The sequence below is a fragment of the Robiginitalea aestuariiviva genome, from assembly GCF_029537735.1.
Taxonomy (GTDB): domain Bacteria; phylum Bacteroidota; class Bacteroidia; order Flavobacteriales; family Flavobacteriaceae; genus Robiginitalea; species Robiginitalea aestuariiviva.
On record NZ_JARPUQ010000002.1, the window covers coordinates 1049010 to 1073480 of the forward strand.

A 24471-nucleotide genomic window follows, 5' to 3' on the forward strand; every position below is an offset into this window, starting at 1 on the left:
GAGACTGATCCCCAGGAATAAAACGGCCAGGCCGGTTCGCAGGCATCGCCAAAGGCCGCCGGACCTTTGGGGCACTGCCGTATCAATGTTATATCGAATGGGGCGCACCAAATGATTATCTTGGAGCCTAAAGATACAGTTCCTTTCCAAAAACCGATGGTATGAAACGTTTAAAAGTTGCCGGTGGCCTGGCTGTTGTGATCCTTCTTGTCCTTGGCGGGATGCAGTATCCCAAGCTCACCATCATCAGCGGATATGCCTCCAAGTATATGGCCTCGGCTGCCTTTGTGGGAGGGATGCCCCCGGACTCTGTTTTGGCCCAGGATTTTCAGGTGCCGCTGATCTCCCTGGCCAAAGCCGGGTATATGAGGGAAACCCATATGGCTGAGGCCTCCGTGTTCGGGCTGCAACAGCGGGAAGCGTTCTGCAGGGAAGGCTTGGGTTGTGCCCTTAGGCTGGAGGGGGTCGCTCCTGCAAACGACGGCCTGCGCCCCAACAGGTACCGGGAAAAGGTACCCCTGCCCTACCCCATGGGCCATCTTCCCCCCAAGGACACCGTCTTTCCAGAGGTCGATTACACCCGGGTTCAGGCTGCCATAGACCAGGCGTTCAGCCTGCCGGAACAGCAGCGCACCCGCACCCTGCTGATCTTGTACAAAGGACATATCCTTGGGGAACGTTATGCGGCGGGCTTTGGGCCGGATACCCCCATCCTGGGGTGGAGCATGACCAAAAGCGTCCTGGCGACCCTCTACGGCATCCTGGAATACCAGGGGCGGCTCCGCCTTACCGACCCCGCCGGGTTGCAAGGCTGGGCCGGGGATGAGAGGGCGCGTATCACCTTTGAGGACCTGCTGCGGATGCAGAGCGGCCTGGAATGGGACGAGAATTACAACGACCTCTCGGATGTGACCCGTATGCTTTTCCTAAGTGCGGATATGAGCCAGGTCCAGGCCGGGAAGCCTGCCGTGGCCAGCCCCGGCGAGGTTTGGAATTATTCCTCGGGCACCACAAACCTCTTGTCCGGGTTGCTCGGGCAGCAATTGGGTTCCAAACAGGAATACCTGGATTTCCCCTACCGGGAGCTCATCGACCGCATTGGCATGCATAGCATGCTTGTGGAAACCGACCTGTCCGGGCATTTCGTGGGCTCTTCCTACGGGTGGGCCTCAACCCGGGACTGGGCGCGCTTTGGGATGCTGTACCTGAACCGCGGAAACTGGAATGGAACCCAGGTTTTTGACCCGGGGTGGGCTGCCCGGGTGGCCCAGCCTACAGCGGCTTCCCAGAGGGAGTACGGGCTGCACTTCTGGTTGAATGCCTCAGGCGTATACCCGGACGCCCCCGCAGACCTGTACTCCGCTAACGGGTATCAGGGGCAGCACGTCTTTATCATTCCTTCAAAGTCGCTGGTGGTGGTGCGTACGGGCCTGGCCGAGGCCCCGGACTTTGATGCCAATGCCGTGTTGCGGGAGTTGGTTGCAGCCATTGGGGAGTAAGGATCCCCTTTTACCGGTTGTTTTTGCTTTTGGTCGGGCTCACCACAGTTTTTTCCGGGTTCACAACAAAAACTTCTGCAGGCCCAAAGGATGCCCTAAGTTTACCCTGTCTTTACTTCTTAAGACGGAGTAATTTTTTCATTTTCATATAGTGTTCTCGTAGAAGAGTCCTGGTTAACATCAGGGCTCTTTCTTATTTAAGCCCTTGTTAAAAAAGGATTAAGGAATCCACTGGTCTTTTCCGAAATCGGGTTTCCGCTTTTCCAAAAATGCGTTCCGGCCTTCTTTGGCCTCTTCTGTCATATAGGCCAGGCGGGTAGCTTCCCCGGCAAAAACCTGCTGCCCTACCATGCCGTCGTCGGTAAGGTTCATGGCAAACTTGAGCATCTTGATGGAAGTTGGGGACTTGGCCAGGATTTCCCGGGCCCATTCCCAGGCCGTTTGCTCCAGCTTCGCATGGGGGATCACGGCGTTAACCATTCCCATTTCATAAGCCTCACGGGCATTGTAATTCCGCCCCAGGAAAAAGATTTCCCTCGCCTTTTTCTGCCCCACCATCTTGGCCAGGTAGGCAGAGCCGTACCCTCCGTCAAAACTGGTTACATCCGCATCGGTCTGCTTAAAAATCGCGTGTTCCTCGCTGGCCAGGGTCAGGTCGCAAACCACGTGCAGGCTGTGGCCGCCGCCAACGGCCCACCCGGGCACCACGGCAATCACCACCTTGGGCATAAAACGGATCAGGCGCTGTACCTCCAGGATATTGAGGCGGTGGTAGCCATCTTCCCCCACATATCCCTGATGCCCACGGGCTTTCTGGTCGCCCCCGCTGCAAAAGGCATAAACCCCATCCTTCGGGGATGGCCCCTCGCCGGAAAGCAGCACCACGCCTATTGACCGATCTTCCTGGGCATCGTAAAAGGCCTGGAATAACTCACTGGTGGTTTTTGGGCGGAAGGCATTGCGCACTTCAGGGCGGTTAAAGGCGATGCGGGCAACGCCCTCGCATTTGTGGTAGGTTATATCTTCAAATTCGGCAACCTGGGTCCACTGGGGTGTTTTCATTTCGGAATAACTTGAATTGGCCTTCAAAGATACGCCCTGCAGCCGAATTCACCGAGACCCTCCCCCGCCCTTGTTCTTTTCGGTAATCCAGCGGGAAAGGTACCGATAGCTGTCAAAGGCCCGGTGCCTTAACAGGCGCGACAGGATATCGGCCTGGGAATCAGGGGAGGCATGCCCCCCTGACAACAAAATTTCCCTGAGCTTTTTGGCCCATGCCTCCGGGGAACTGAAATGCCCGGCTGCGGCTCCGGTTTGTTCCCGCAGTACCGCCTCCCATTTTTTCGGGTCCTGGTAAAGGGCTATGGCTTTGGCTATAAAATCCGGATCCGATGCGGCCAGGAAGCCGTCTGCGGCAAAGACGTCTTCTGCCCCCACCGCGGTGGTCAGGGTAGGCAGGCCTGCCTGCAGGGCAGACAGTAGTTTGCCTTTTACCCCGGCCCCGAATCGCAGGGGAGCCAGCTGGGCACGGTACCCCTGTAACCTGGGCAGGAGTGCCTCGCAGTGCCCCTTAACCTTTACTCCGGGCTGGGCCTTCTCCCACTGCTGCCAGGCCGCCGGCAGATAGGCCCCGTAGAGGTGGAGTTCGGCCCCGGGCAATTCCCGGCGGATTAGGGGCCAGAGCTCGTGGACCAGGTGGTGCGCGGCATCCCGGTTGGGCGGGTGTTTCCCATTGCCCGCCAAAACAAAATCCCGTCGCGCTTCAAATCCGGGCAGGCCCGTTTGGGGTGCCTCAAAGCAAAAGGGCAGATAGGCACACCGGGTCTCCAGCATCGGGAGCAATTCCAGGAGTAAGCGTTGCTCTGTGCGGGAAATCAACAAGGTAAGGTCTGTGCGAAAGATGCTTGCCACTTCCCGATAAAAGGCAGGTTCTTCTATCCAGGCACGGGGGGACCAGTCTTCGCCTTTACGAAGTGTAGCTTCCCTGGAATAGCGGAGGCTGTGAAGGTCCTGGGTGTCCAGGATGGTCCGGCACCCGGGCAGGTGCTGGTGCACCCGCCAGCCAAATTGCTCTTCGGAGAGGAAACGGTCAAAGACGATCAGGTCAAAATCATGCTCCTTAAGAAAAAGGTCAAAGGAACCGCAATTCAGGGCCAGAGGGTGGCAGGATATACCCCGGGTTTCCAAAGGGCTCGCCAACGGGCCCCGTTCGGCTGCCGAACCAAAATGCACCTCCAGGCCCATGCTCTGTAGCAATAGCAGGAGTTGCACGGTGCGTTCCCCGGCCGCACTGGAGCGGGGTTCCGGCCACTGATGGCCGATGTACAATGCCTTTCTGGGTTCCCGCGGGCTCACATCCGGGCGGCGTATAGCTGGGAAATGCGCAAGCGCAAGCGGCGCTCGTAATCTTCCTGCAGCCAGTCCCGGTAGTTTTTGGTGTTGTTCATAATGCAGTAGGAATACTGCTTGATGCGAAATTCAATCTCCTCCTGCAACTCCCGGGCCAGCATGCGGGCATCGAAGATGTCGGCGCTGTTATCCAGGCACATACGGGCGTGTTGTTCTATGCTCCGTTCCAGCACCAGCTTGGATTTTTTCCCCTGGGAAAACACCTTTTTGTATTCTGCTTTCACGTCAAAATCGATATCCGGGGTGCGCGAAAACTTCGCCCGCAGGGCTGCCGGCATTTCATACACGAATTCCCGTTCGATCTCTTCGTCATTGCGGATATTTTCCAGGTAGTAATCCGGAAAATGGAAGATTTCCTGCCAGTCTACCGGCGCATCCCAGGGTCCGAAACGGGCTATATTGTTCCCCAGGTCTATCACCGTAAATTCGTCCTTGTCTTTAAAAATGCGGGAACCCCTACCGATCATCTGGAAATAGAGGGTCAGGGAACGGGTGGCGCGGTTCAGGATAATGGTTTCCACGCTGGGCTCGTCAAACCCCGTAGTCAGGATACTCACGGAGGTCAGGATGGCATCGGGGGTCTGGGAGAACCAATCCAGGATTTCCCGTCGTTCGGAGGCGGAATTCTTATTGTCCAGGTGGCGGATGGGATAGCCGGCCTTGCGGAAGGTTTCGTATACGTATTTAGAGGTGCTGATCCCGTTGTTAAAGATGAGCGTTTTAGTGCCCCTGGCCAGTTCGTCGTAAGCCGTGGTCAGTTTTCCCAGCATGGCCGTATTGGAATACAGCGCATCCGAGGATTTTACGGTATAATCCCCGTTGATGCCCAGTTTCAGAGATTTCAGGCTTACATCGTAATTGTACATGTTGGCCCGCGCCAAAAAATTCTTCCGGATCAGGGAGGCGATGGACTCTCCTACGATCAGCTTTTTGTAGTGGTCCTTCATCGGGAGTTTGATGTTGGAACTCAGGGGGGTGGCGGTAACGCCCAGGATGGCGGACTTTTCGAAGTATTTAAAGAGTTTGCGGAAGGAATTGTAGTGGGCCTCGTCGATGATCACCAACCCTACCCCTTCCAGCTCTATGGCCTTTTCCTGCAGGCGGTTGTTCAGGGTTTCCACCATAGCCACATAGCACTGGTAATCCTCCTCCCCTTCCAGGTGTTTTACCTCGGAGTTAATGACCTTGTTGCGGACCCCGAACCCGCTCAGCATTCGCGAGGTCTGCTGGCTAAGCTCGATGCGGTGGGTGAGCACCACCACCTTCCGGCCCTTCTGCTGGATGTATCGGCGTGCTATTTCGGAAAAGACCACCGTTTTCCCCCCGCCTGTAGGCAATTGGTACAAGAGGTTAATGTCGTCCGGGGACTCCTCCAGGCATTTAAAAATCTTGCCCAGGTCCTCCAGTTGGTAATCGTAAAGTGTTTTCTCTTTGGTGTGAGACGTTGAACCCAAATCCGCAATTTTTTACTCGATTCTGCCGGCCACAGGTCCCCAATGGCCTAATGTGCAAAACTAGCCGTTTTTTTAAACCCTGGGGAAACCAAACCCCAGGTTTTCTCAACATCGGATCGTTAATAACCCCGTTGGAGGTCTACCTGATGGCGCAGCGGAGCCCCTGTCATCAGGGCCTTATAATTGGTTATGATTTGGCCGGCAACCGATGCCGGATCCGAAACGCTGGCGATATGCGGGGTGATGTTAACGCGGGGATGCTTCCAGAAGGGATGCCCGGCCGGCAGGGGTTCTTCATGGAAAACATCCAGCCAGGCTGCGCTCAGATTACCTGCATCCAGTGCCAAGAGTAAATCCGCTTCTTCCAACAGCGGCCCCCTGGCCACGTTGATCATAAGGGCGCCCGCAGGCAGGTTTGAAAATAGCTTACGGTCCAGGATGCCACGTGTTGCCGGGGTAAGCGGCAGCAGGCACACCAGTACATCGCAGCCGGAGAGGAATTCCGCCTGGCCGGCTGCCCCGTGAAAGACGGGAAAACCGGGATCGGGTTTGGGGGTGCGGGCCCACCCGGACAGGGGGAATCCCGTTTTCGCCAGCAGGCGGGCTACGGCCATCCCCAATTGCCCAAGGCCCATAATACCTACCCTCAGGTTCGCAATTCGGTTATACGGCCGGGGATGCCAGGCGCTGTTGGCCTTGTCCCGGCCATATTCCGGAAGTTGTCGTAGATGCGACATGACCAGGGCCAGGATGTATTCGGCCATGTCAGAGGCCAGGTAAGGATCTACCACCCGCATAACCGGCAGGGCCGGATCCCTGTCCGGGTCTTCCAGGATAAAATCCACTCCGGCCCCCAGGCCATGGATGCCTTTCAGGTTGGGGAATTCCGCCGTGCTGCCCTGGGGATGTTTCCAAACGGCAGCCATGGTAATAGCTTTCCTGGGCACCGCTGGCCCATAGGCGTAAACCGGGATTTCCGGGTCCTGTGCCTGGAGCAGGGAGACCCACTGCGGGGTTTTTTCGTCATTTCGGATTACCACTATTGCCATGATGATTGGGGTTAAAGGTTATCGGCCAGGCGTTCAAACCCCGGCGCAAATGGCCATCCTGCTTCCAGGACGGCATCCAGGTACGCCTGAACGCGCTGGCGGTTAGCTTCCAGCAATCCCTGGGCTGCCAGGTATTCCACCCATTGGGTGGCCGAGTTCAGCATGCTCTTGTAAAAGGCATCAGGGCAACGGCGGGTCCGTTCATAGCGCAGGGCGGTTTCCAGGTTAAACCCCATCAGGTCCGCAACCAGATCCGGGTCTACCCCCAGGGTCTGGAAGTGACGGAGGTATTTTTGTGCTACCGACCGCCTCGCCCGGGGTCGCCTGCGTGTTTTTGGGAAATACTCCTTGAGGATCCGGGCCCGGGCTTCTTCCATTCGCTTGTCTTCTTTAGGGTTGAAGGCGAAATCGTAGAATTCTTTTACCTGGGGGAAGCGTTCGTACAGGTCCAGCAGTTGTTCGCGCAGGGCATCCGCCTCCAGGGAGGCCAGGTATTTTTTCAGGGCTCTTTTGCTCATAGGCTGTGAATATACACAACCCGCCTAAATCCCGGGATGCCCCCTGCCCCCAATTGCTAAATCTTTCCAAAATTCTCATAATTATTGTAAAACTCCCCGGGCCAGGGCTTGGAAAAACGTGAGAAAAAACGTATAATGAGAGAATGTTGAATTAATAAACGGGTAATCATACATGAGGCAACTTAAGATTGTCAAGCAGGTGACCAACAGGGAGTCTAAATCGCTTGACAAGTACCTTCAGGATATTAGTAAAATTGATCTTATTACCGCCAATGAAGAAGTAGAACTTGCACAACGCATCAAACAGGGAGACCAGGTAGCCTTGGAAAAACTCACCAAGGCAAACCTGCGCTTTGTGGTATCTGTAGCCAAGCAATACCAGAACCAGGGGCTTAAATTGCCGGACCTGATCAACGAGGGGAACCTGGGGCTGGTCAAAGCCGCCAAGCGGTTCGACGAAACCCGGGGCTTTAAATTCATTTCCTATGCCGTCTGGTGGATTCGCCAATCCATCCTGCAGGCCCTGGCGGAACAATCCCGCGTAGTGCGCCTGCCGCTGAACAAAATTGGTTCCATCAACAAGATCAAGAAGACCTTTTCCTATCTGGAACAGGCCCACGAGCGGCCGCCAACTGCAGAGGAAATTGCGAAGGAATTGGATATGACCGTTAGTGAGGTCAAACAGTCCATCAAAAACAGCGGCCGCCACGTTTCCATGGATGCCCCTTTGCGGGAAGGCGAGGATTCCAACCTCTACGATGTCTTGCGATCCGGGGAATCCCCCAAGCCGGATAAAGGCCTGATGCGCCAGTCCCTTAACGCCGAGATCAACCGGGCGCTGGACACGCTCTCTCCCCGGGAGGCAGACGTGATCAAACTCTACTACGGAATCGGGGACCAGCAGTCTATGACGCTGGCCGAAATCGGCCAAACCTTCGACCTGACCCGGGAACGCGTACGGCAGATCCGGGAGAAGGCGATCCGAAAACTCCGGCACGACTCGCGCAGCCGGTTGTTAAAAACCTATCTGGGCTAATAAAAAAAGCGGCTATTAAAGCCGCTTTTTTTTGTAACGCACACAATAAACATTAAGTACAGCTCAATCGGCTGATATTGGAATCGGTAAGGATTTCGTTCAGGGCCTGGATAAAATCCAAATAGGCCGCGTGGTCGTGGTTTTGATTTGCCATAGTGCCTTGTGTTGGGGTTAACTTTTCTTGAGGGGAAAGGGTTACAGGTAATCCAGTTCCACCAATTCGTTCAAGCTCAAAATTTCGTTTAATTCCCGGAGGAAGTTCAGATACTCCTCCCCATAGGTGTCGTAAAGCATGATGCGTAGGTTAAAGTTCAGGTCGTTGCCGATTTGGGATTGTCGGTAATGACAGGAATAAATCTATATGCTTTCCGGCGTCAGGGCAATTTTTTGTGGTGAAGCAACCCGTTTCTGTTGGCAAATGGCAGGCATGTGTCGGTAAGCGGAAGATCAGAATCCCACCTCAAAGCGCAACCCTGCGCGAAGCGCCCAGAAGTAGGCCCCCGGCTCCTGGATAAATTCCTGCCGGCTTACCCCGAGTTGGGCCTTAATGCGCCGGTCCAGTGGGCCTGCCGTAAACTGGTATTCGGCCTGCAGTTGCTGGGATTCCACAAAGAGCAAGGTCTCTGCCTGCAGCTGGGTACCCGCCCAGAGTTGCTGGAATTCGGTAGTGTACCCGTATTGGGCACGCACCCCCAGGTAATGGAAGCGGTTACTCAGGTAGCGGCGCACCATCAGGTTGGCCGAAAACCCCGGGGCCCGGTCTTTGAACAGGGTCATAAAGGGACGGAAGTTCAGGAAGTAATTCCCGCGGTACAGGCTGTAGGATCCGGTAATTAAGGTGGCTTGCTGTTCGGTAAAGTCCAGGTAGCGGACCCCTGCGGAAACCTCGCTCCCCTTCCCGAAGAAGGCATAGAGCTCTGCCCCCCCGCGGTGATGCGGATAGGTGGGGGCATTGGAATACCCGTAATTCAGGTACCCCCTGAAGGTTTCCGAAAGCTTGGGATAGTAATCCAGTTCGGCCTGCAGGCCGTGGGTCTGGAAGCGGTAACTGTAATTGATCCGCGGGATCAGTTTCCCGAAAGCCCCCAGCCGCTGGTATTCCAGGCTGCCGTAAATCATGGGCTCGTAAGTCTGGTCAAAGATCTCCATGGCATTCTGAAGCGCAATCACATTGGAGGAAATGACCGGCTCCTCCCCCGGGCGTTCCTGCACTGCGGCTGCTGTATTGGCATCCAGGATGGCCTGGCGAATCTCCTGGATTTCCATACTGCTTTCCAGGTATTTCAGGGCTTTGTTTGCCAGGCCCAGGGCCAGGGAGTGATTCCCGGCATACCATTCATTCTTGACGGCGCCCACCCAGGCTTCCTCGGCCGAACGGTCGCGGGAAGTGATCCGGTTGTAATGGCCCCGCGCCTGGTCATAGGCACCTTCCCAGGTGTAGGTGCTGGCCAGCAGGTTCTCCACATCCGTATACTCCGGATAATCCCTAAGGATGCGCGTAAGGGTGTCCCGGGCCTGTAAATACCGGCCGGCAAAGGCCAGTTCCCGCGCCTGTACATAGGCGGCATCCGGGTCATAAGCCATGTCCTGGGCCCGGACTGAGAAGCAGGCAAACAGGCATGCCAGCACAAGAATTAGGAAAAATCGGATGTGCATCATGGCATATGGTTTTGTGCCAGGGTGTTCCCGGCGTTTGTAGGCTGTGGCCCGTGCTCCTGCCAGCGGGAGGCAGCCCGGTCCAGTTTGTCCCGCAACTCCCGGCTGTTGCGCAGGTAATTCTCAATAGCCGGCTGCAGGTAACGCGCTTTCCCGTCCTGCCCGGACCAGTAATATACATCCAGCAGGGCGGCATATCCGTCTTCGTACACGGGGTATTTATTCACCACCTGCTCCAGGATATCAATGGCTTTCTCGTAATGGCCTTCCCAGGCGTTGATCCGCCCCAGGAGGATTTCCGTATCCACATGCCCGGGTACTTCGGAGAGGATGTAGTTGCACAGTAATTTGGCCCGCTCCCGGTCGGAATTCAGAGCCAGATCCCGTGCGATGATAAAGGCCTTGTCAAAATCCGACCCGTTAAACACGCTTTGGATCCAGACCAGTTCCTTTTTGGTAGGGGTGCGGTACAGGGGCTCAAAAATGGCAGCTTCCCTGGGGATCAGAGCGTTCTTTTCGAAAACAAACCGGTATCGGGCCCGGAAATCCCTGGCCAGCGCCTTCAGGGTATCGCGCATGGCGGCATTGCCTTCCTCCAGGGTAAGCCCGCTTTGGGCCTTATAGATTTCGTTCCCGCTGAGCATATGGCCGTCTGCTATATAGTCCCCAGCCCCGTAGGTGTTGCCAAACAAGGGAATGGAAGCCGGCATACCGGCCTCTGCCTGTTTCAGGCCCTGCCCCATCCAGGGCGCCGCAGGGGGCATATTCCAGCCATAGCGACGGGCGAGGCTACCCACCAAATCCGGCGCCACATCCAGATGGGAGGCTTGGCCGGCCAGGGTTTTGGGTTTTGTTACCAGGGAACCAAACACCAGGAAAGGCACCTGATAGGCGGCCATGGGTTCCCGGTCGCGCAAGGACTTGGGGCGGTGGCTTCCCGTTAAGATAAACAGGGTATTGGCATAGGTTTCGGTCGCTTGCATGGCCCGGATAAAACGGGCTAATTGCTGGTCGGAATACTGTATCGATGCCAGAAGGTCTGCATTTTTACGCGCCATCCGGTGGGTTTTGGGATCCAGCCCAAGTGTTTCCAGTTTTCCTTCCACGGTATCCCGCCGGGCTTCGGCATCCGGGATCTGGTTGGGCTGGGAGGCGCTCAGGGTAAAGAAAACGTCCAGGCGGGGTACCTCAGGAACCGCTAGCGTTTTTACATAGCGTTCAAAGAGGGCGGCATCCGGAAAGCCTGCCGAAATCCCGGCGGCGTCCGCATCCTGCATTTCATAGCCCGGGCCAAAGGATTTGCGGTCTACCAATTCGTCTACCCGCTCCTGGTACAGAAAGCGGTCCCAGCCGTTCAGGGCACTGTTGCCTCCGTATTGAAAACTGGTATGGTATCCGGCTTTCTTCAGCAGGGCAAACAGACTGTAGCGTTCCGGGACGTGCATCCCGGCCCGGGCCTGGGCCATGGGCAGGGAGGCCGAAACCGCTGTCAGGGCCGCAGCGGCCTCACGGCCATTGGCCAGAAAGTTTTTCCAGTACAGGGATTGCTGCCGCAGGGAATCCACAAACGGCGCAAATTCCCGTAAGGGGGCATTGTCCCCCACAAAATCCCCGGCCAGGCCATCGGCGATAATCAAAACCACATGAGGCGGGGCAGGCTGAAATTCCAATTGTTCCCCGAGCAGCCCCTCCCCTTTCCAGGCCGACCAGAACGGATAGGGATTCTGACCCGTATAGGGGGTCTCGCCCATCCAGTCCTGCATATAGGTCTCGGCCAGGTATTGGGTTTTATTCAGGTTTACCGGCCGCTTTTCGGAAAGCAGGGTGGCCAGGAACAGGGAAAACAGGATTATGGTAGCCGGGAACATGTTGGCGATGATCCGGTAAAAGCGCTTACTCAGGCGATAACTGCTGCGAAAGGCCCCGCCAATAACAATGGTGGACACCGTTAAGGTAATCAGGATCTGGGTAAAGGAATACCGCAGGCCCAACTGCCGGGTAAACCCAAGGCCGGGCAGTTCGTAATAATCGATATAATAGACGGTCATGAGGGTTTCCAGCAGGAGCATGCCCATAAAAAGGGCAATGCATACCCGGAACCCCCACCCCGGTCGTTTGCGCTCCAGGTTGTTGAAGAGGAAGGCCCCGAAAAGGCCCGTAAATGCGGCAAAGCCCAGTTGGTGTAACCCCAGCAGCAAGAGGTTCATGTTCAGGATACTGTCCAGGGCCCCCTGTTCAAACAGGCGTACCTGCTGGTAGAGGGAAATCAGCAGCAGGCTAATATAGAAGGCAATAACCAGGCGGAGGTAATCCTGCAGGTATCGTTTGCCTTCGGTGGCCCTGAAAAATGCTGAAACCTTCATCCCTTATGCCTTTGCGAATCCTTTCCGTACCTGGGAACCCCAGCCCGTATTAACCTTAAAGAGTTTCTTGAGATTCCCCCGCACCGCAGACCAGACAATGATCATGTGGAAGGTAAATGGTTCAATGATGGCGCAAAACAACAGGATCAGGATATCCCGAGTGCGCGTATACTGGTTATAGGACCACACATCCCACAGCACGGCGTAAAAGGAAAACATCACCGCATAGCAATAGACCATAGCCGTGAGCGCCAGGAAGAAATCCCAGTTCAGGATGCCGAAATAGGCAAAAAACAACACGCAGAAGTACCCAATAAATTCCAACAGGGGTGCCAGCCATTCGTAGAAGAACCAGTATGGATAACTCAGCATCCCCAGGCGCCCGAATTTGGGGTTGAAGAACATATCCTTGTGGCGGAAAAGAGTCTCCAGGTTACCCCGGGCCCAACGGTCGCGCTGGTTCATCAGGATTTTCATGTCTTCGGGTACCTCCGTCCAGCAGAGCGGGTCCGGGAGGTATTCCACCGTGTAGGGAATGCCCTGTTCGTGCATGTGGCGCCGCATCCGGAAGACAATTTCCATGTCCTCTCCAACCGTGCCCGTATCGTATCCGCCAATTTCCATGGCAATTTCCCGGTCAAAGAAGCCGAAAGCCCCTGAGATGATCAACAGGCTGTCTATGCGCCCCCAGGCCATGCGCCCCAGGAGGAAGGAACGGGTGTATTCCAGCAACTGGAACCGCGCCAGCCAGTTCTTGGGCAGACGGATTTCCTCGAGAACGCCCCCGTCAATCTTACAGGAGTTAGCCACCCTGATTACCCCGCCTACCGCAATGACCCGTTTCTGGCTACGCTGGTAGAAGGCGCGTACCACATGCAGGAGGGCATCCGGTTGCAGCAGGCAATCCACATCGATACAGCCAACATATGTGCTGTCCGAAAGGCGGATCCCGGTATTGAGGGCGTCGGATTTCCCCCCATTGGCTTTATCGACTACGGTAAGTTTGGAAAAGGATCTTTGCCGGGATTTATACACTCCGCGGATAGGCTTGCAGGGCCAGTCGGGGTCAATTTCCCGGGGCACCCGCTCCAGGTCGTAGGCCTCGATCATCTTCTGGAGGGTGTCGTCCTTGCTGCCGTCGTTCACTACCATCACCTCGTAATTCACATAATGTAAGGACAAAAGGGACCGGATATTCTCTACAATGGTAAGGGCCTCGTTATAGGCGGGGGCAATGATGGTAATGCTGGGCGAAAGGGGCGATGCCATAATCCTGGATATATCGCCTATACTGTTCTTTTTGCGGTAGTGGATGGAGTTTCGCGAAGAAAGGTACCCCATGATGGTAAACAGGGTAAAAAGTACCGCCGTAAACACCAGAAATACAATATTGATGTATTCCAGCAGGATGTCGAAGAGTCCGTTATGCATCTGCCGGGTTTTGCGAATTGTGCTTTGAAGGGGCCGTATCTCCTGCTTCGGGGAAACCCAGAGGAATGAAATTCAGTTCCAGGCAATGGGCCAGTTCGGCTTCGGGCGCCCCGGGTTCCAGCGTGCCCAGACGCTCCTGCAGGGTGGCAACAGCCCATTGGGCCTTTTGACGGATACGTGGGTCTTCATCCCGCAAAAGGCCTTTGAGGAACAGCAGTTCCTTTACGCTGCCCACCTCCGGAATTTCCTCCAGTAAAATCAGTTTGGATTCCGTGCCGTAGGTACGGAAGAATTCGGCGAAGATTGAAAAACGTTCCAGGTCGGGCAGGCCGGCCTGGAAGTACCCTTCTGTGAGGTCAACAATCCGGTTTTCGGGCTGCTGTTCGAGTTCAAAGGCTGGTGCCGGGCCTCCTCCAGGGGGTGGTTCCGGCGTAATTGGAATTTCGGTTTCAAGGGCCTGTTCCTGTGGCAGGGGTTCCACAGGGCATTCAGGTTCTAACCCGATGGTTTTTTCCGAGGCTTCGGGGTTAGTTGCAATGGGTTGCCCGGACGGGCTGATAGGGCTATCGGCCGTTACCGTTTCAAAAATTACAGGAATATCGGCCAGCCAGCTGGCTACACCTGTACTGGGCTCTTCCTCCTGGGATTCAATCACCAGGGGGATAAAATCCGGCACTTGCGGCGCCTGCTCCCCGCCTACCCCAGCCTGTTGTAAAATATCTGCCAGTTCCTGTCTCAGGCAGAGATCAAAGAGGGCCTCATCCCATTCGTCCAAGGGAGCTTCCGGCACCACCACCTCCAGTTGGGCCAAAGGCTGATCGGGCTCCTCAACCAGGCTTAATGGATCAGATTCCGCCATTTCCGGAGCGTTGTCCAAGTCAGTTTCTGCTGCCTCAACTTGTGCAACAGGCACTTCTTCCGATGGCTCGGTTTCTGTTGGCAGACTTTCAATTTCCAGGGCCGGTTCGGGTATAGAGGCTGCTGTATCTGGCTCGGGTTCTACTGCCGCTTCGGGGGGTGCTACAGGAGCTGGGTGATGGGTGGTACCATCGAACCCTTCCATATCCTCTGTCCGGGTCTCTGCCGGAATTTCATGGGTTTCGATTCCGTTCTGTATTTCGACATCCGGGGCCATTTCAGGCATGGCCTCCGGGGCGTCCGCAGGCTGGTCTGCCACAGGTCTTTCACACTCAGGTTGCAGGGTGCTGGCTGTTGGTTCCTGGGTTTCTTCGGGAAAGAGTTCCTCCGGAGAAAGGGGTGCGATTTCCGAGGTGGGCAGTACACTGCCCGGTTGCAGGATATTCATGACGGCCCGGGATTTGGAACGGATGATAAAATTGCCATCCTTTGATCCCACCTGCTCCAGAAATGGGAGGTCCTCCGTCCGTCCCAGCACGCTCATCGCCTCCAGGATCTGGAGCTTGAGAGCCTCATTGGAACGGGAAAACAGGGTTTTCAGGGCCGGGCGGGCGGCGGAAAAGCGAAATTCTCTAATGCATTCCACTGCAGCCAGGCGTACCGGTTGCTTCCGGTGTTGCAGGAGGGTTACTATGGCCGCCTCGGCTTCGTTCTGCCGGTATTGGCGGATAAGCCGTAGGGCAAAGAGTACCACGTCCCGGTTTTCGGAGGTGAGCCAGGCCTGAAAGCGCGGGGGATCGAAATCTTCCCATTGGCGCAGGATTTCCATCAGCTTGATCTGCTGCCATTCCGAGATGCGGTAGCGGGCTGTGTCCATGAAATAGGCAATGCCCTCCTCTTTCAGGGAAACCGTGGCCAATTGTGCCTGTTTGCGGATCACGCCTCGCTTGTCGTTAATAAAACGCCGGATTTGCGAGTAGGCCTGTTCCACTTGCATTTCGGTCAGTTCGTTTATGCCCTGGGATATCTTTACCCAACTCCAACTCTCGAGCTTTTCAAAGGCATCTTTATGTAACCCCAGGTTCTGATACAGGTCCAGCAAGCGCTGGCGGGCACTCCCCGATACATCAGATTTGAGGTCCAGCAGGACCTCGGTCAGTACCTTTCGGTTAAAGTCGTCTTTTAAGAGTTCCCGGATTTCAATTTTCATCCGGATGTATTCCTCCCGTCCGTCCGTCTCCGTTTCCGGATCGTAGAACAGGAAATTGCTGATCATGGGGGAAAGCTCGGTTTTGCGCTGGCGAATCACCTTCCGCTTGGCAGAAAGGCGGTTGCGCATCACAAAGATCCCCAGGACGTAGACCACGCTGATCCCCAAAAAGCAGATCCCCAGAATCCAGAGGGTTTCCACCCGGATTTCGGGAGCCTGAATGAGCGGCAGAGGCAGGTATGACGTCAGCGAATGGTTCAAACCAGGGAGGAACGGAGCAACTTTCGCACGCGGATGATCAGTTCTGTGGGGTTTACCGGTTTGGCGATAAAATCGTCTGCCCCGAGCTCAAAGGCGCTCAGGACATTGGTTTCATTGCCCGCAGTGGAAATGATGATAATCGGGATGTTGGCGCCCAGGGTATTGCGGACATAGTCTACCATTTCGATCCCGGAAAAATAGGGCATCATAATATCGCTTACGATGATTTCCGGCAGGGCCTGGTTCAGGGATTCCTTCATTTGCCGGCCATCGGCTACCCAGTCTACCAGGAAACCTTCCTTTTCCAACCTGAATTTCAAAAGGGCCGCGAGCATTTCGTCGTCGTCGGCCAGTAAAAGGCGTGTCTGTGTCATTGTCCGTGTTGTTTCTTGAGGGCGGCCATTGCGGCATGGAGGGAACTTTCCAGCACGGGATACGCCTCGGTTAATTCGGTGTATATTTCAATAATGCGTGATATGCCGGTTTCTGCCCGGCTGAGTTGTTGTATTTCGGAGACGGCCTCGATCCAATGCGAAGCCCCCAGCAGCATAAGGCCTGCTTTTACCTTGTGGGCGGCTTCCCGGATTTGCAGGAAATCCGAAGTGGCGCTATGCACTTTCAGGCGGCCCAGGAATTCCAGGATATTGCCTTTAAAGAGTTCTGCCAGTTCTTCCAGCATGTCTACATCCCCGTCGCACTCGTCTACCAAAGTTTGTAAATCCAGGGTGGTACCAGGTCTGCTCACAACCTGAGGTTCGTCCTTTGTTGCCGGTTGGCCGGCAAGCAGTTCCAGCAATTTGCCGGAGAGTTCCTCGGGCGCAAAAGGTTTTACAATGACCGCATCAAAGCCGGCCTGCTGATACTCGGCGTCATACTCTGCGTTCATATCGGCCGTTACGGCAATCACCGGCAGCTTTCGAAGGGCGGGGTTCAAATGCTTCCGAATCCGGGAACAGGCCTGATACCCATCCATGTCGGGCATCCGGAGGTCCATCAGTACGGCATCCACCTGTTCGGCCTGCAACATGGCCAGCCCCAGGGTGGCATGGGAGGCCTGCAGTACGCGGCATCCCCAGGTTTTCAGGCGGATATCCATTAGCCGCATGTTCAATTCGTTGTCTTCAAAGACCAGGATATTCTTGCCTTTCAGGGCGTCTTCCGGCTTTGCCGGTGTCTGGTTATCGCCCGGGTCACCAGCCTTGGAGGAGTTTTGGAGGCGGGCCAGCAGTTCCAGCATGGACCGGGACATCCGGTCTATGGCAGACAGGGCTTCCTGCTGGTCCGGCTTTACCGGACCGCTAAGCAAACCGCCGGCGGCCCCGGAAATCTTTTCCAGGGAGGGTTGCAGCATCCGCACGAAGGATTCCATGGGGTGTTGGTCCGCAGGGTCCTGTGGTGCTTCGGGGATAGCCTTCCGGGGGGCTTCCGGGTTCCAGTAGCGGTCGTCCAGCTGGGTGCAAAACGCATCAAAGGCCTGTTTAAGGCTTTGGGCTTCTTCCACGGAAAGGGATTCGAAGGAATAGGCGTGCAGGGCGTCTTTCAATTCGAGCACCCGGCCCTGCAGATTTTTGGATTGTGTCGGCATTAGTTGGTTTTGGTCGGTGAATGTGTACCGTTGGTTTTAATCATGTACGCTAAAAATCCTGAAAACCACCCCTGTGGACAATTAAATGTTCCCTATCTTTCCAATTCTGTTGTAAAACCCCTTAAACTGTTGGTTAAAACATGAGAAGCTACTATCAATTCCCCCTACTGCTTTGCAGCGTACTACTGATCATTGGAGGATGCAAGGAGGCTCAACCTCCTTCCCTGGACGAGCAGGCCCGGGCCATTCACGATGCCGTCCTGACCGTAGATACCCACGTGGATATCAATGTCCGGAATTTCACGGATTCAGTGAATTATACCCAGCGCCTTGGCACACAGGTTAACCTCCCGAAAATGGAGGAAGGCGGGTTGGATGTAGCCTGGTTCATTGTCTATACCGGCCAGGATACCCTGAGTGCTGAAGGCTATGCCAAAGCTGCCGAAAATGCCCGGTCAAAATTCGATGCCATCCACCGGCTGTGCGAAACCATTGCCCCGGAGCGAATTGGCCTGGCAACCACTTCGGAAGAGGCCCGGAAATTGCACGCCGAAGGCAAGAAGGTTGCCATGATCGGAGTGGAGAACGCCTATCCCATTGGCACCGACCTTTCACAGTTTGAAGCCTATTACAAGCAGGGGGCGCGCTACGTTTCCCTGGCGCATAATGGCCATAGCCAATTTTCGGATTCCAATACGGGAGAAGCAGATAGCGTATGGCTTCATAATGGTTTAAGTGAATTAGGCAAAGAGGCTGTAAAAGAAATGAATAGGCTGGGCATTATGATTGACATCTCCCACCCTTCCCGGGAAGCGGTGTTACAGATGCTGGAGCTTTCCCGGGCCCCCATTATTGCCTCCCATTCTTCTGCACGCGCCCTGTGTAACCACAGCCGGAACCTGGACGATGAGCAACTCTTGAAATTGCGGGATAATGGCGGGGTGGTCCAGACGGTGGCGTTTCCGGCTTACCTGAATACCGAGAAAAACGACGCCCGCAGCGCCTACATGCGCACCCTATGGCAGGAAGCGGCCGATTCCCTGGGGGTGACCTGGTATAACCGGTCGGATTTTGCCTCCCTTACCGAAGCCCAGATTGAAGCGTTTATGGAAGACCGGCCCAGGGTTCGGGCCCTGGCCGACGAGATGGCCGGCAGCCGCAGCGATGCCCCGCCTGCAGTGGATGTTGCCGATTTTGTAGACCATATCGATTACCTGGTAAAACTTATCGGCATCGACCATGTGGGGATCAGCTCCGATTTTGACGGCGGGGGTGGGATTAAAGGCTGGTCCGATGCTTCGGAAACCTTTAATGTAACCCTAGAACTCGTGCGAAGGGGGTATTCCGAGGAGGATATACGAAAGCTATGGGGTGGAAACCTCTTGCGCGTTTTGGACGAAGTACAGGCTGTGGCCCGCAGCTGGCAGGCAGATTAGTCCTCTTCCCGGGCCAGCCGGTCCTTTACATATTCCACTTGCTTCTTGAAATGCGGGGCGGGACGGCCGTTGGCATCCAGGTTGACGATAATCACCTGGTCTACGGTTACAATGGTTTCACGAGTCATCTTGTTGCGCGCTTCGCAACGCAGGGTAAGGGAAGACACGCCGAATTTAACCACCTCTATTCCTATTTCCACCACGTCTCCGGACTCGGCGGTACTCATAAAGTTGATTTCGGACATGTATTTGGTAACCACCCTTTTATTTTCCAGCTGTATGATGCTGTACAGGATAGCTTCTTCATCAATCCAGGAAAGCAAACGCCCTCCGAAAAGTGTGCCGCTGGAGTTTAAATCCTCGGACTTGACCCATTTTCTGGTATGAAAGCGCATAGCGACCTTTTTAGGTAAAGATACGCGCGTACTCCGTCTTTTGGTTGGGCCGGCCCATGGTTTACCATCCGATTTCCCAATTCCGGAAAAAAGGGGTGGACAGAATACAAATATGCCAATCTGAAAGGGGTAGAAGCCAGAATTTATTACCTTTAGAAGCCTAAACCGCTGCCGCCACGTGTACGCTTTTGTAAAACTTCTCGTCCTGCTGGCCCTTTCCCTGATCCTCGGATGGCTCTAGGATATAAGACTACGAATTTACACCGAAAGAAATACTTCAGGTAATTGTCGTATACCATTTAAAAACAAATGATTATTGTTTTTTAAAATATACCGTTTTGGCATTTACGAACTCATGGATCCCGGCTTCGGACAACTCCCTCCCATAACCCGAACCCTTAACGCCCCCGAAAGGTAAGCGGGGGTCGCTTTTCACGAGATCATTGATAAATACGGCCCCTTCGTCCAACCTGGGGATCAGGCGGCGGGCACGCTCTGCATCTTCGGTGAACAAAGAAACCCCCAAACCGAACGGGGTTTGCCCGCTCAGACGCAGGGCTTCCTCCTCCGACTCAAACACGGTTACCGCCAGCAGGGGCCCAAAGGTTTCCTGTCGGAAGGCCGGCATATCCGGGGTGACCCCGGTAAGCAGGGTCGGTTCAAAATAAGCGCCCTGGCGATTGCCTCCAAAACGCAATTGGGCGCCCATTTTCAGGGATGCCTTTAGCTGATCTTCCAATTCGGCAGCCAGGTCTTCCCGGGCCATCACCCCGATATAGGTATCCGGATCCATCGGGTCCCCGCTTTTAAGACCCCGAATTTGGTGTTCCAGCTGCTCCAGGAACCGATCCGCCACGCCGCTTTGCAGCAGGAGGCGTTTCCCTGCAATGCAACTTTGGCCCGAATTCTGGAACCGGGCCTGCAGGCAGGTTTCTACCGTGGGCTCCAGGGCTGCATCCTCAAAGACTACCAGGGCATTGCTTCCTCCCAGCTCCAGTACGGCTTTTTTGATGTGCTGCCCGGCCGCCGCAGCCACTGCCCTGCCGGCCCGTGTACTACCTGTAAGGCTAACTGCTTTCACTGCAGGGTGCTCCAGGATACCGGCAACTTTGTCGCTGCCCACCTCCAAATGCTGGAATACGCCCTGCGAAAACCCGGCCTCCCGGAAAATCCCCTCCAGGAGCCGGCCGCAGCCCCATACATTAGAAGCGTGTTTCAGCAAGGCTGTATTGCCGGCCATCAGGGTAGGAGCCGCAAAGCGAAAAACCTGCCAGAACGGATAATTCCAGGGCATTACGGCCAGGATTACTCCCAGCGGATCGTAGCGCACATAGCTCTCCTGCGCATCGGTGGCTATGGCCCGGGAGGCAAGCTGCCCTTCGGCTTCCTGGGCATAATACCGGCAAACCCAGGCGCATTTTTCTACCTCTGCCCGGGCCTGGGCAATGGGTTTGCCCATTTCCAGGGTAATGGTACGGGCATAGTGATCCCGGTTTTTTTCCAGGAGTTCGGCAACCCTGATCATGCCGGCTTTCCGATGGTCAAAGGAGGTTTCCCGCCAGGACTCAAAAGCCTGGTCCCCCTGCACTATCCGGTCGGATAGGGACTTGGCATCCAGGGGGTTGTAGGTGTGTAATACTTCGCCGTTAAAGGGGTTTACAGAGCGTACCATAAGGCAGGTTAAGGATTGGTTTCCATAAAGATAAGGGGTTTGCGGGGATCGTTGTTCATAAAGCCGTTAACAACTTCGGACCTGCCTTCCGGCACGCCTCCCGCTTTTAATTACTTTTAAAAAAACACCCGAAATGAGGAATCGATCGGCCGATCTGCTCCACATACGGCCCACCCTCGCCACTGCACAGGTACTGGCACATACCTCCCCGGACGAGCAGTTCCAGAACGCCACCTTGCGCCCTGTCATCAAGATGCAGAATGATCTGTTGGTGGCTGCCTTCCGCAACTACGCCGTAAAGCACAAAGGACAGTTCTTTGGCCTTACCCTGGAAGGCAAACAACGCTATATCGAAAATGCCATTCAGAAGGATATCAAGTTCAGGAATTCCCTTAAAGGGATGATCATGGGGCAATTCACCCTGGAGGAATACGAGTTGTACATCCAGAATTCTTCTGCCCTGAATAAGCGCATGATGAAAATGGTCATAGAAAGGCTGAAGGATCAGCTGCAGCTCATTGATCTTCCCTCACTGGTCCCCTAAGGGCGTCCCGTTCACATCCGTGGTCAGGATTTCGCTCATCAGGTCCAGCCAGGGTCGAGCGGCCCGGTATAAATGGTTTACCTGCAGCATAAAGTCCGGGGCCAGAACTTCCTGGTCTGCAAAGGGGCGCGTAAAAATAAACTGCTTGAGGCGGATCAGATCCAGGTTCGGGTCTTCCCTGCTAAATCCCTTAGGGGCGGTTTTCACCTGCTCGCCTTGTATCGGCCCCCATGCCTTTAAAAAATCCTGAGCTCCGATAATTTCCCTAAAGGGGCCGGCGTCTACCTCCAATTCTTTTCGAATCCGCAACAGGTCCTTGGGTTCGGGGTTCCAGAAACCTATGGCGGCAAAGGATTCCCCAGGACGAACCCTGAGGTAATACCCGCCGCGCCGTTGGGTGCCTGCACGCCTGAAGGAGCCGGCGAAGTGCGGGTTATAGGGGGATTTGTCCCTGGAAAAGCGCACATCGCGGTAAATGCGGAACAACTTGGACTTCTCGATCTCGTCGTGTGTATTCAGGGCTGCTTCCAGTCCGCCATAAAAAGCCTTGGCGGCCTGCTGGTGTTTTTTGAATGCGGCCTTTCTCGGCTCGAACCACTCGCGGGTATTGTGCTGTTTAAGCTGGCTCAGGAATTCCAGGGCTTCCGGGGTAAAGGTTTCCAAAGTTTTGGTTTTTTGAGAATCAGGTTAGTGCCCCCATTGTGCAGGGAATGCTAAAGTTACGTAAAACCCCTGTCCGCCGATGGATTTTATAGTTACTTTTGAGGGTAAGAAGAAGTCTATGAAGCACGCGGAAATCGTGAATCTGATCGAGTCCCGGAAGAACAACCCTTGTTTGAAATTCCGGTTGAAGCGGCAAACTGAAAGGTTTACCGACCTGTTGTTCCTGACCCTTTTTGACCAGGAAACCCCGGTGGCCGAGAACCTGCCACGCCTGCAGGCGTATTTCCGGGAGTTGGTGGAATTGGCGTGCTGGAAGCCGAATGCTTCCTGCGGTGAAGTCTGGGAGCGTTACGTACAACGCCTTCCGGAATTGCTCGATAAGCTCAACCTGGATGCCAAGGCCATTTCGGATTGCGACCCGGCTTCCCTTTCGATGGAGGAGGTCTATATGGCCTACCCGGGCTTTTACGCCATTTGCATTTACCGCCTGGCCCACGAACTATACCGCGAAGGCTTTCCCCTGGTGCCGCGCCTGATGACGGAATACGCCCACCGGCAGACCGGGGTGGACATCAACCCGGGCGCCCAAATCGGAAAATCCTTTTTTATCGACCACGCAACAGGGGTGGTAATTGGGGAAACGGCCGTGATACACGACAATGTAAAGGTCTACCAGGGCGTAACCCTGGGGGCGCTGTATGTGGCCAAACAACTGAAGCAAACCAAGCGGCACCCCACCATCGAGGACAATGTGACCATATACGCCAATGCCACCATCCTTGGGGGCGATACGGTGGTTGGAGCCAATTCCGTGATCGGGGGGAATGCCTGGCTTACCCATTCCGTCCCACCGAATTCCAAGGTATTTCATTCCCCGGAAATCAAAATCAAGACCCAGCATGTCGGCTGACCTGATATCCCTGATCGGCAATACGCCCCTTGTACAAAGCAGGAGCCTGGTGACCAAACCCGGCGTGCGCCTTTTATTTAAACTGGAAGGCCAGAATCCGGGGGGGAGCGTAAAGGACCGTGCGGCCCTGAATATGATACGAAGCGGCCTGGAGCGGGGCGAAATCGGGAAGGAAACCCGCCTCATTGAGGCCACCAGCGGGAATACCGGCATTGCCCTGGCTATGATTGCGCGGCTGTATGGGCTGCATATTGAACTGGTCATGCCCGAAAATGCCACCCGGGAACGCGTGCAAACCATGCAGGCCTATGGGGCCAAAGTCATCCTTACCCCGGCCTCAGAAGGCATAGAGGGCAGCCGGGATTATGCCCAGGCGCAGGTGCAACAAGGCGGGTACAAGATGCTGAACCAATTTGGGAACCCGGACAACTGGAAAGCCCATTACAAAACCACGGGGCCGGAGATCTGGCGCGACACCGAAGGGCAGGTCACCCATTTTGTGAGTGCCATGGGCACCACCGGTACGATTATGGGGACCAGCACCTTCCTGAAGGAGCAAAACCCCGACATTCAGATTGTAGGGGTACAGCCGGACGACGCCTCCAGCATCCCAGGTATCCGAAAATGGCCGGAGGCCTACCTGCCAGACATTTACAGTCCCGAGCGCGTGGACCGCATTCTGGAAGTTACCGAAGTCGAAGCCAGGGCCATGAGCCGCAGGCTGGCCTCCGAGGAAGGGATTTTTGCAGGGATGAGCAGCGGGGGTGCAGCGGCAGCGGCCGTTCGCCTGGCTCAGGAACTGGATAAGGGCATCATTGTGTCCATTGTCTGCGACCGGGGAGACCGGTACCTTTCCTCCGATCTGTTTGATGCATAAAAAAACGCCCTGCCGGGCATTTTTAATTTCGAGAATGCTGCAGGGATCAGGCTGCGGCCGTCTTCAGGGACTCCTTGGGGGTCCTGTTCCAGGCATCGAGCATCCAACTGGTTTTCTCCAGTTCCCGGATGTAGGCCCCGATCAGGTCTACGGTTCCCTCGTCCCCTACGGTCTCAGCCTTGTCCACTACCCTGGACATCTGACGCAACAGGATGCTATGGGCTTTCAGGATTTCGCCCACCATCTCCCGGTCTTCCAGGGAAATATCACTTTCTTCGATAGATGAAGTTTCCATATAGGCGCTCAGGTTGCTCATTGGATGGTACCTCAGGGTAAGGATGCGCTCGGCAATTTCATCGATTTTGCCGCGGGCATCCTCGTAAAGCTCTTCAAACTTCTCGTGCAGGTCAAAGAAGTTGCGTCCCAGGATATTCCAATGGAAATTCCGCAGCTTTTGGTAATACAAGTGATAATCCGCCAGCAGGGTATTGAGTTCCACTACTACCGGTAGCACTTGTTCTTCTTTCATATTCAGATAATTCATTTCTTGTATTTCAGGGATTCTACTTTAGTTTCTGGTTTAATTATTTAAACCTTTACTATAGAATATAAAATATAAAACCTTATATAAAAGCGTTTTAACTC

The 24471-nt window shown here is 55.0% G+C and carries 21 protein-coding genes; 6 read left to right on the forward strand and 15 right to left on the reverse strand.

The features are described 5' to 3' along the window. Positions 1 to 161 precede the first annotated feature (161 nt). Complete coding sequence (locus OZ410_RS11445; protein ID WP_277708099.1) at positions 162 to 1499, forward strand: serine hydrolase domain-containing protein; 1338 nt, start codon at positions 162 to 164, stop codon at positions 1497 to 1499. A 219-nt stretch (positions 1500 to 1718) separates the two neighbouring features. Here OZ410_RS11445 and OZ410_RS11450 read toward each other — a convergent pair whose 3' ends face one another. The 5 genes from OZ410_RS11450 to OZ410_RS11470 all read right to left on the reverse strand — a co-directional run bounded on the left by OZ410_RS11450 (position 1719) and on the right by OZ410_RS11470 (position 6929). Further along, entirely contained in the window at positions 1719 to 2561 is an 843-nt protein-coding gene (locus tag OZ410_RS11450) for a 1,4-dihydroxy-2-naphthoyl-CoA synthase (protein ID WP_277708100.1), read from the reverse strand. A gap of 48 nt (positions 2562 to 2609) precedes the next feature. Then, positions 2610 to 3827, reverse strand: coding sequence for a glycosyltransferase (locus tag OZ410_RS11455; protein WP_277708101.1), 1218 nt, complete (start codon positions 3825 to 3827; stop codon positions 2610 to 2612). Positions 3828 to 3850: 23 nt separating this feature from the next. Then, positions 3851 to 5362, reverse strand: a complete 1512-nt coding sequence (locus tag OZ410_RS11460; protein ID WP_277708102.1) for a DEAD/DEAH box helicase — start codon at positions 5360 to 5362, stop codon at positions 3851 to 3853. Positions 5363 to 5481: 119 nt separating this feature from the next. Further along, complete coding sequence (locus OZ410_RS11465) at positions 5482 to 6411, reverse strand: 2-hydroxyacid dehydrogenase (RefSeq protein ID WP_277708103.1); 930 nt, start codon at positions 6409 to 6411, stop codon at positions 5482 to 5484. A gap of 11 nt (positions 6412 to 6422) precedes the next feature. Further along, positions 6423 to 6929 (reverse strand): DUF6155 family protein, encoded by a 507-nt coding sequence (locus OZ410_RS11470; protein WP_277708104.1) that lies wholly within the window; start codon positions 6927 to 6929, stop codon positions 6423 to 6425. A gap of 172 nt (positions 6930 to 7101) precedes the next feature. Here OZ410_RS11470 and OZ410_RS11475 point away from each other — a divergent pair, with 172 nt between their 5' ends. Further along, positions 7102 to 7965: a sigma-70 family RNA polymerase sigma factor gene (locus OZ410_RS11475; protein WP_277708105.1), complete on the forward strand. Its 864-nt coding sequence runs from the start codon at positions 7102 to 7104 to the stop codon at positions 7963 to 7965. Between the two features lie 447 nt (positions 7966 to 8412). Here OZ410_RS11475 and OZ410_RS11480 read toward each other — a convergent pair whose 3' ends face one another. From OZ410_RS11480 to OZ410_RS11505, 6 genes are read right to left on the reverse strand one after another with little or no spacing between them, the layout of a single operon-like run. Beyond that, on the reverse strand, positions 8413 to 9624 hold the full coding sequence (locus OZ410_RS11480; protein ID WP_277708106.1) for a YaiO family outer membrane beta-barrel protein: 1212 nt from the start codon (positions 9622 to 9624) through the stop codon (positions 8413 to 8415). Beyond that, a complete protein-coding gene (locus OZ410_RS11485) occupies positions 9621 to 11984 on the reverse strand; it encodes a sulfatase-like hydrolase/transferase (protein WP_277708107.1) in 2364 nt (787 codons plus the stop codon). The genes OZ410_RS11480 and OZ410_RS11485 overlap by 4 nt, the downstream gene beginning before the upstream one ends. Positions 11985 to 11987: 3 nt before the next feature. Further along, the gene (locus OZ410_RS11490) at positions 11988 to 13415 is read right to left on the reverse strand and encodes a glycosyltransferase family 2 protein (protein ID WP_277708108.1); all 1428 of its coding nucleotides are present in this window, start codon (positions 13413 to 13415) and stop codon (positions 11988 to 11990) included. Beyond that, positions 13408 to 15744: a HEAT repeat domain-containing protein gene (locus OZ410_RS11495; protein ID WP_277708109.1), complete on the reverse strand. Its 2337-nt coding sequence runs from the start codon at positions 15742 to 15744 to the stop codon at positions 13408 to 13410. Before OZ410_RS11495 ends, OZ410_RS11490 begins: the two co-directional genes overlap by 8 nt. Continuing rightward, a complete protein-coding gene (locus OZ410_RS11500) occupies positions 15741 to 16118 on the reverse strand; it encodes a response regulator transcription factor (protein WP_277708110.1) in 378 nt (125 codons plus the stop codon). The genes OZ410_RS11495 and OZ410_RS11500 overlap by 4 nt, the downstream gene beginning before the upstream one ends. Next, positions 16115 to 17329 carry a response regulator gene (locus OZ410_RS11505; protein ID WP_277708111.1) on the reverse strand — a complete coding sequence of 405 codons (1215 nt, stop codon included), beginning with the start codon at positions 17327 to 17329 and terminating at the stop codon, positions 16115 to 16117. Before OZ410_RS11505 ends, OZ410_RS11500 begins: the two co-directional genes overlap by 4 nt. Positions 17330 to 17469: 140 nt before the next feature. Here OZ410_RS11505 and OZ410_RS11510 point away from each other — a divergent pair, with 140 nt between their 5' ends. Beyond that, positions 17470 to 18765: a dipeptidase gene (locus OZ410_RS11510; protein WP_277708112.1), complete on the forward strand. Its 1296-nt coding sequence runs from the start codon at positions 17470 to 17472 to the stop codon at positions 18763 to 18765. On the opposite strand, the gene OZ410_RS11515 is transcribed toward OZ410_RS11510, so the two are convergent. Together OZ410_RS11515 and OZ410_RS11520 are read right to left on the reverse strand one after the other, a co-directional pair. Beyond that, a complete protein-coding gene (locus tag OZ410_RS11515) occupies positions 18762 to 19160 on the reverse strand; it encodes an acyl-CoA thioesterase (RefSeq protein WP_277708113.1) in 399 nt (132 codons plus the stop codon). The genes OZ410_RS11510 and OZ410_RS11515 overlap by 4 nt on opposite strands. Before the next feature lie 313 nt (positions 19161 to 19473). Beyond that, the gene (locus OZ410_RS11520; RefSeq protein WP_277708114.1) at positions 19474 to 20832 is read right to left on the reverse strand and encodes an NAD-dependent succinate-semialdehyde dehydrogenase; all 1359 of its coding nucleotides are present in this window, start codon (positions 20830 to 20832) and stop codon (positions 19474 to 19476) included. Positions 20833 to 20965: 133 nt separating this feature from the next. Between OZ410_RS11520 and OZ410_RS11525 the strand changes: the two genes are divergently transcribed. After that, on the forward strand, positions 20966 to 21376 hold the full coding sequence (locus tag OZ410_RS11525) for a glyoxalase (RefSeq protein WP_277708115.1): 411 nt from the start codon (positions 20966 to 20968) through the stop codon (positions 21374 to 21376). Here the strand turns inward: OZ410_RS11525 and OZ410_RS11530 are convergent. After that, complete coding sequence (locus OZ410_RS11530; protein WP_277708116.1) at positions 21362 to 22039, reverse strand: DUF2461 domain-containing protein; 678 nt, start codon at positions 22037 to 22039, stop codon at positions 21362 to 21364. The genes OZ410_RS11525 and OZ410_RS11530 overlap by 15 nt on opposite strands. A gap of 118 nt (positions 22040 to 22157) precedes the next feature. Between OZ410_RS11530 and epsC the strand changes: the two genes are divergently transcribed. Together epsC and cysM are read left to right on the forward strand one after the other, a co-directional pair. Then, the gene (epsC, locus tag OZ410_RS11535; RefSeq protein WP_277708374.1) at positions 22158 to 22949 is read left to right on the forward strand and encodes a serine O-acetyltransferase EpsC; all 792 of its coding nucleotides are present in this window, start codon (positions 22158 to 22160) and stop codon (positions 22947 to 22949) included. Beyond that, on the forward strand, positions 22939 to 23826 hold the full coding sequence (gene cysM / locus OZ410_RS11540; protein ID WP_277708117.1) for a cysteine synthase CysM: 888 nt from the start codon (positions 22939 to 22941) through the stop codon (positions 23824 to 23826). Before epsC ends, cysM begins: the two co-directional genes overlap by 11 nt. Before the next feature lie 46 nt (positions 23827 to 23872). On the opposite strand, the gene OZ410_RS11545 is transcribed toward cysM, so the two are convergent. Beyond that, positions 23873 to 24370 (reverse strand): Dps family protein, encoded by a 498-nt coding sequence (locus OZ410_RS11545; RefSeq protein ID WP_277708118.1) that lies wholly within the window; start codon positions 24368 to 24370, stop codon positions 23873 to 23875. Between the last annotated feature and the right edge of the window lie 101 nt (positions 24371 to 24471).

Coding starts and splice junctions, on each gene's coding strand:
- OZ410_RS11445 (WP_277708099.1), top strand. CDS start 162: ATGAAACGTTTAAAAGTTGCCGGTGGCCTGGCTGTTGTGATCCTTCTT.
- OZ410_RS11450 (WP_277708100.1), bottom strand. CDS start 2,561: ATGAAAACACCCCAGTGGACCCAGGTTGCCGAATTTGAAGATATAACC.
- OZ410_RS11465 (WP_277708103.1), bottom strand. CDS start 6,411: ATGGCAATAGTGGTAATCCGAAATGACGAAAAAACCCCGCAGTGGGTC.
- OZ410_RS11470 (WP_277708104.1), bottom strand. CDS start 6,929: ATGAGCAAAAGAGCCCTGAAAAAATACCTGGCCTCCCTGGAGGCGGAT.
- OZ410_RS11475 (WP_277708105.1), top strand. CDS start 7,102: ATGAGGCAACTTAAGATTGTCAAGCAGGTGACCAACAGGGAGTCTAAA.
- OZ410_RS11480 (WP_277708106.1), bottom strand. CDS start 9,624: ATGATGCACATCCGATTTTTCCTAATTCTTGTGCTGGCATGCCTGTTT.
- OZ410_RS11485 (WP_277708107.1), bottom strand. CDS start 11,984: ATGAAGGTTTCAGCATTTTTCAGGGCCACCGAAGGCAAACGATACCTG.
- OZ410_RS11490 (WP_277708108.1), bottom strand. CDS start 13,415: ATGCATAACGGACTCTTCGACATCCTGCTGGAATACATCAATATTGTA.
- OZ410_RS11500 (WP_277708110.1), bottom strand. CDS start 16,118: ATGACACAGACACGCCTTTTACTGGCCGACGACGACGAAATGCTCGCG.
- OZ410_RS11505 (WP_277708111.1), bottom strand. CDS start 17,329: ATGCCGACACAATCCAAAAATCTGCAGGGCCGGGTGCTCGAATTGAAA.
- OZ410_RS11510 (WP_277708112.1), top strand. CDS start 17,470: ATGAGAAGCTACTATCAATTCCCCCTACTGCTTTGCAGCGTACTACTG.
- OZ410_RS11515 (WP_277708113.1), bottom strand. CDS start 19,160: ATGCGCTTTCATACCAGAAAATGGGTCAAGTCCGAGGATTTAAACTCC.
- OZ410_RS11520 (WP_277708114.1), bottom strand. CDS start 20,832: ATGGTACGCTCTGTAAACCCCTTTAACGGCGAAGTATTACACACCTAC.
- OZ410_RS11525 (WP_277708115.1), top strand. CDS start 20,966: ATGAGGAATCGATCGGCCGATCTGCTCCACATACGGCCCACCCTCGCC.
- epsC (WP_277708374.1), top strand. CDS start 22,158: ATGAAGCACGCGGAAATCGTGAATCTGATCGAGTCCCGGAAGAACAAC.
- cysM (WP_277708117.1), top strand. CDS start 22,939: ATGTCGGCTGACCTGATATCCCTGATCGGCAATACGCCCCTTGTACAA.
- OZ410_RS11545 (WP_277708118.1), bottom strand. CDS start 24,370: ATGAATTATCTGAATATGAAAGAAGAACAAGTGCTACCGGTAGTAGTG.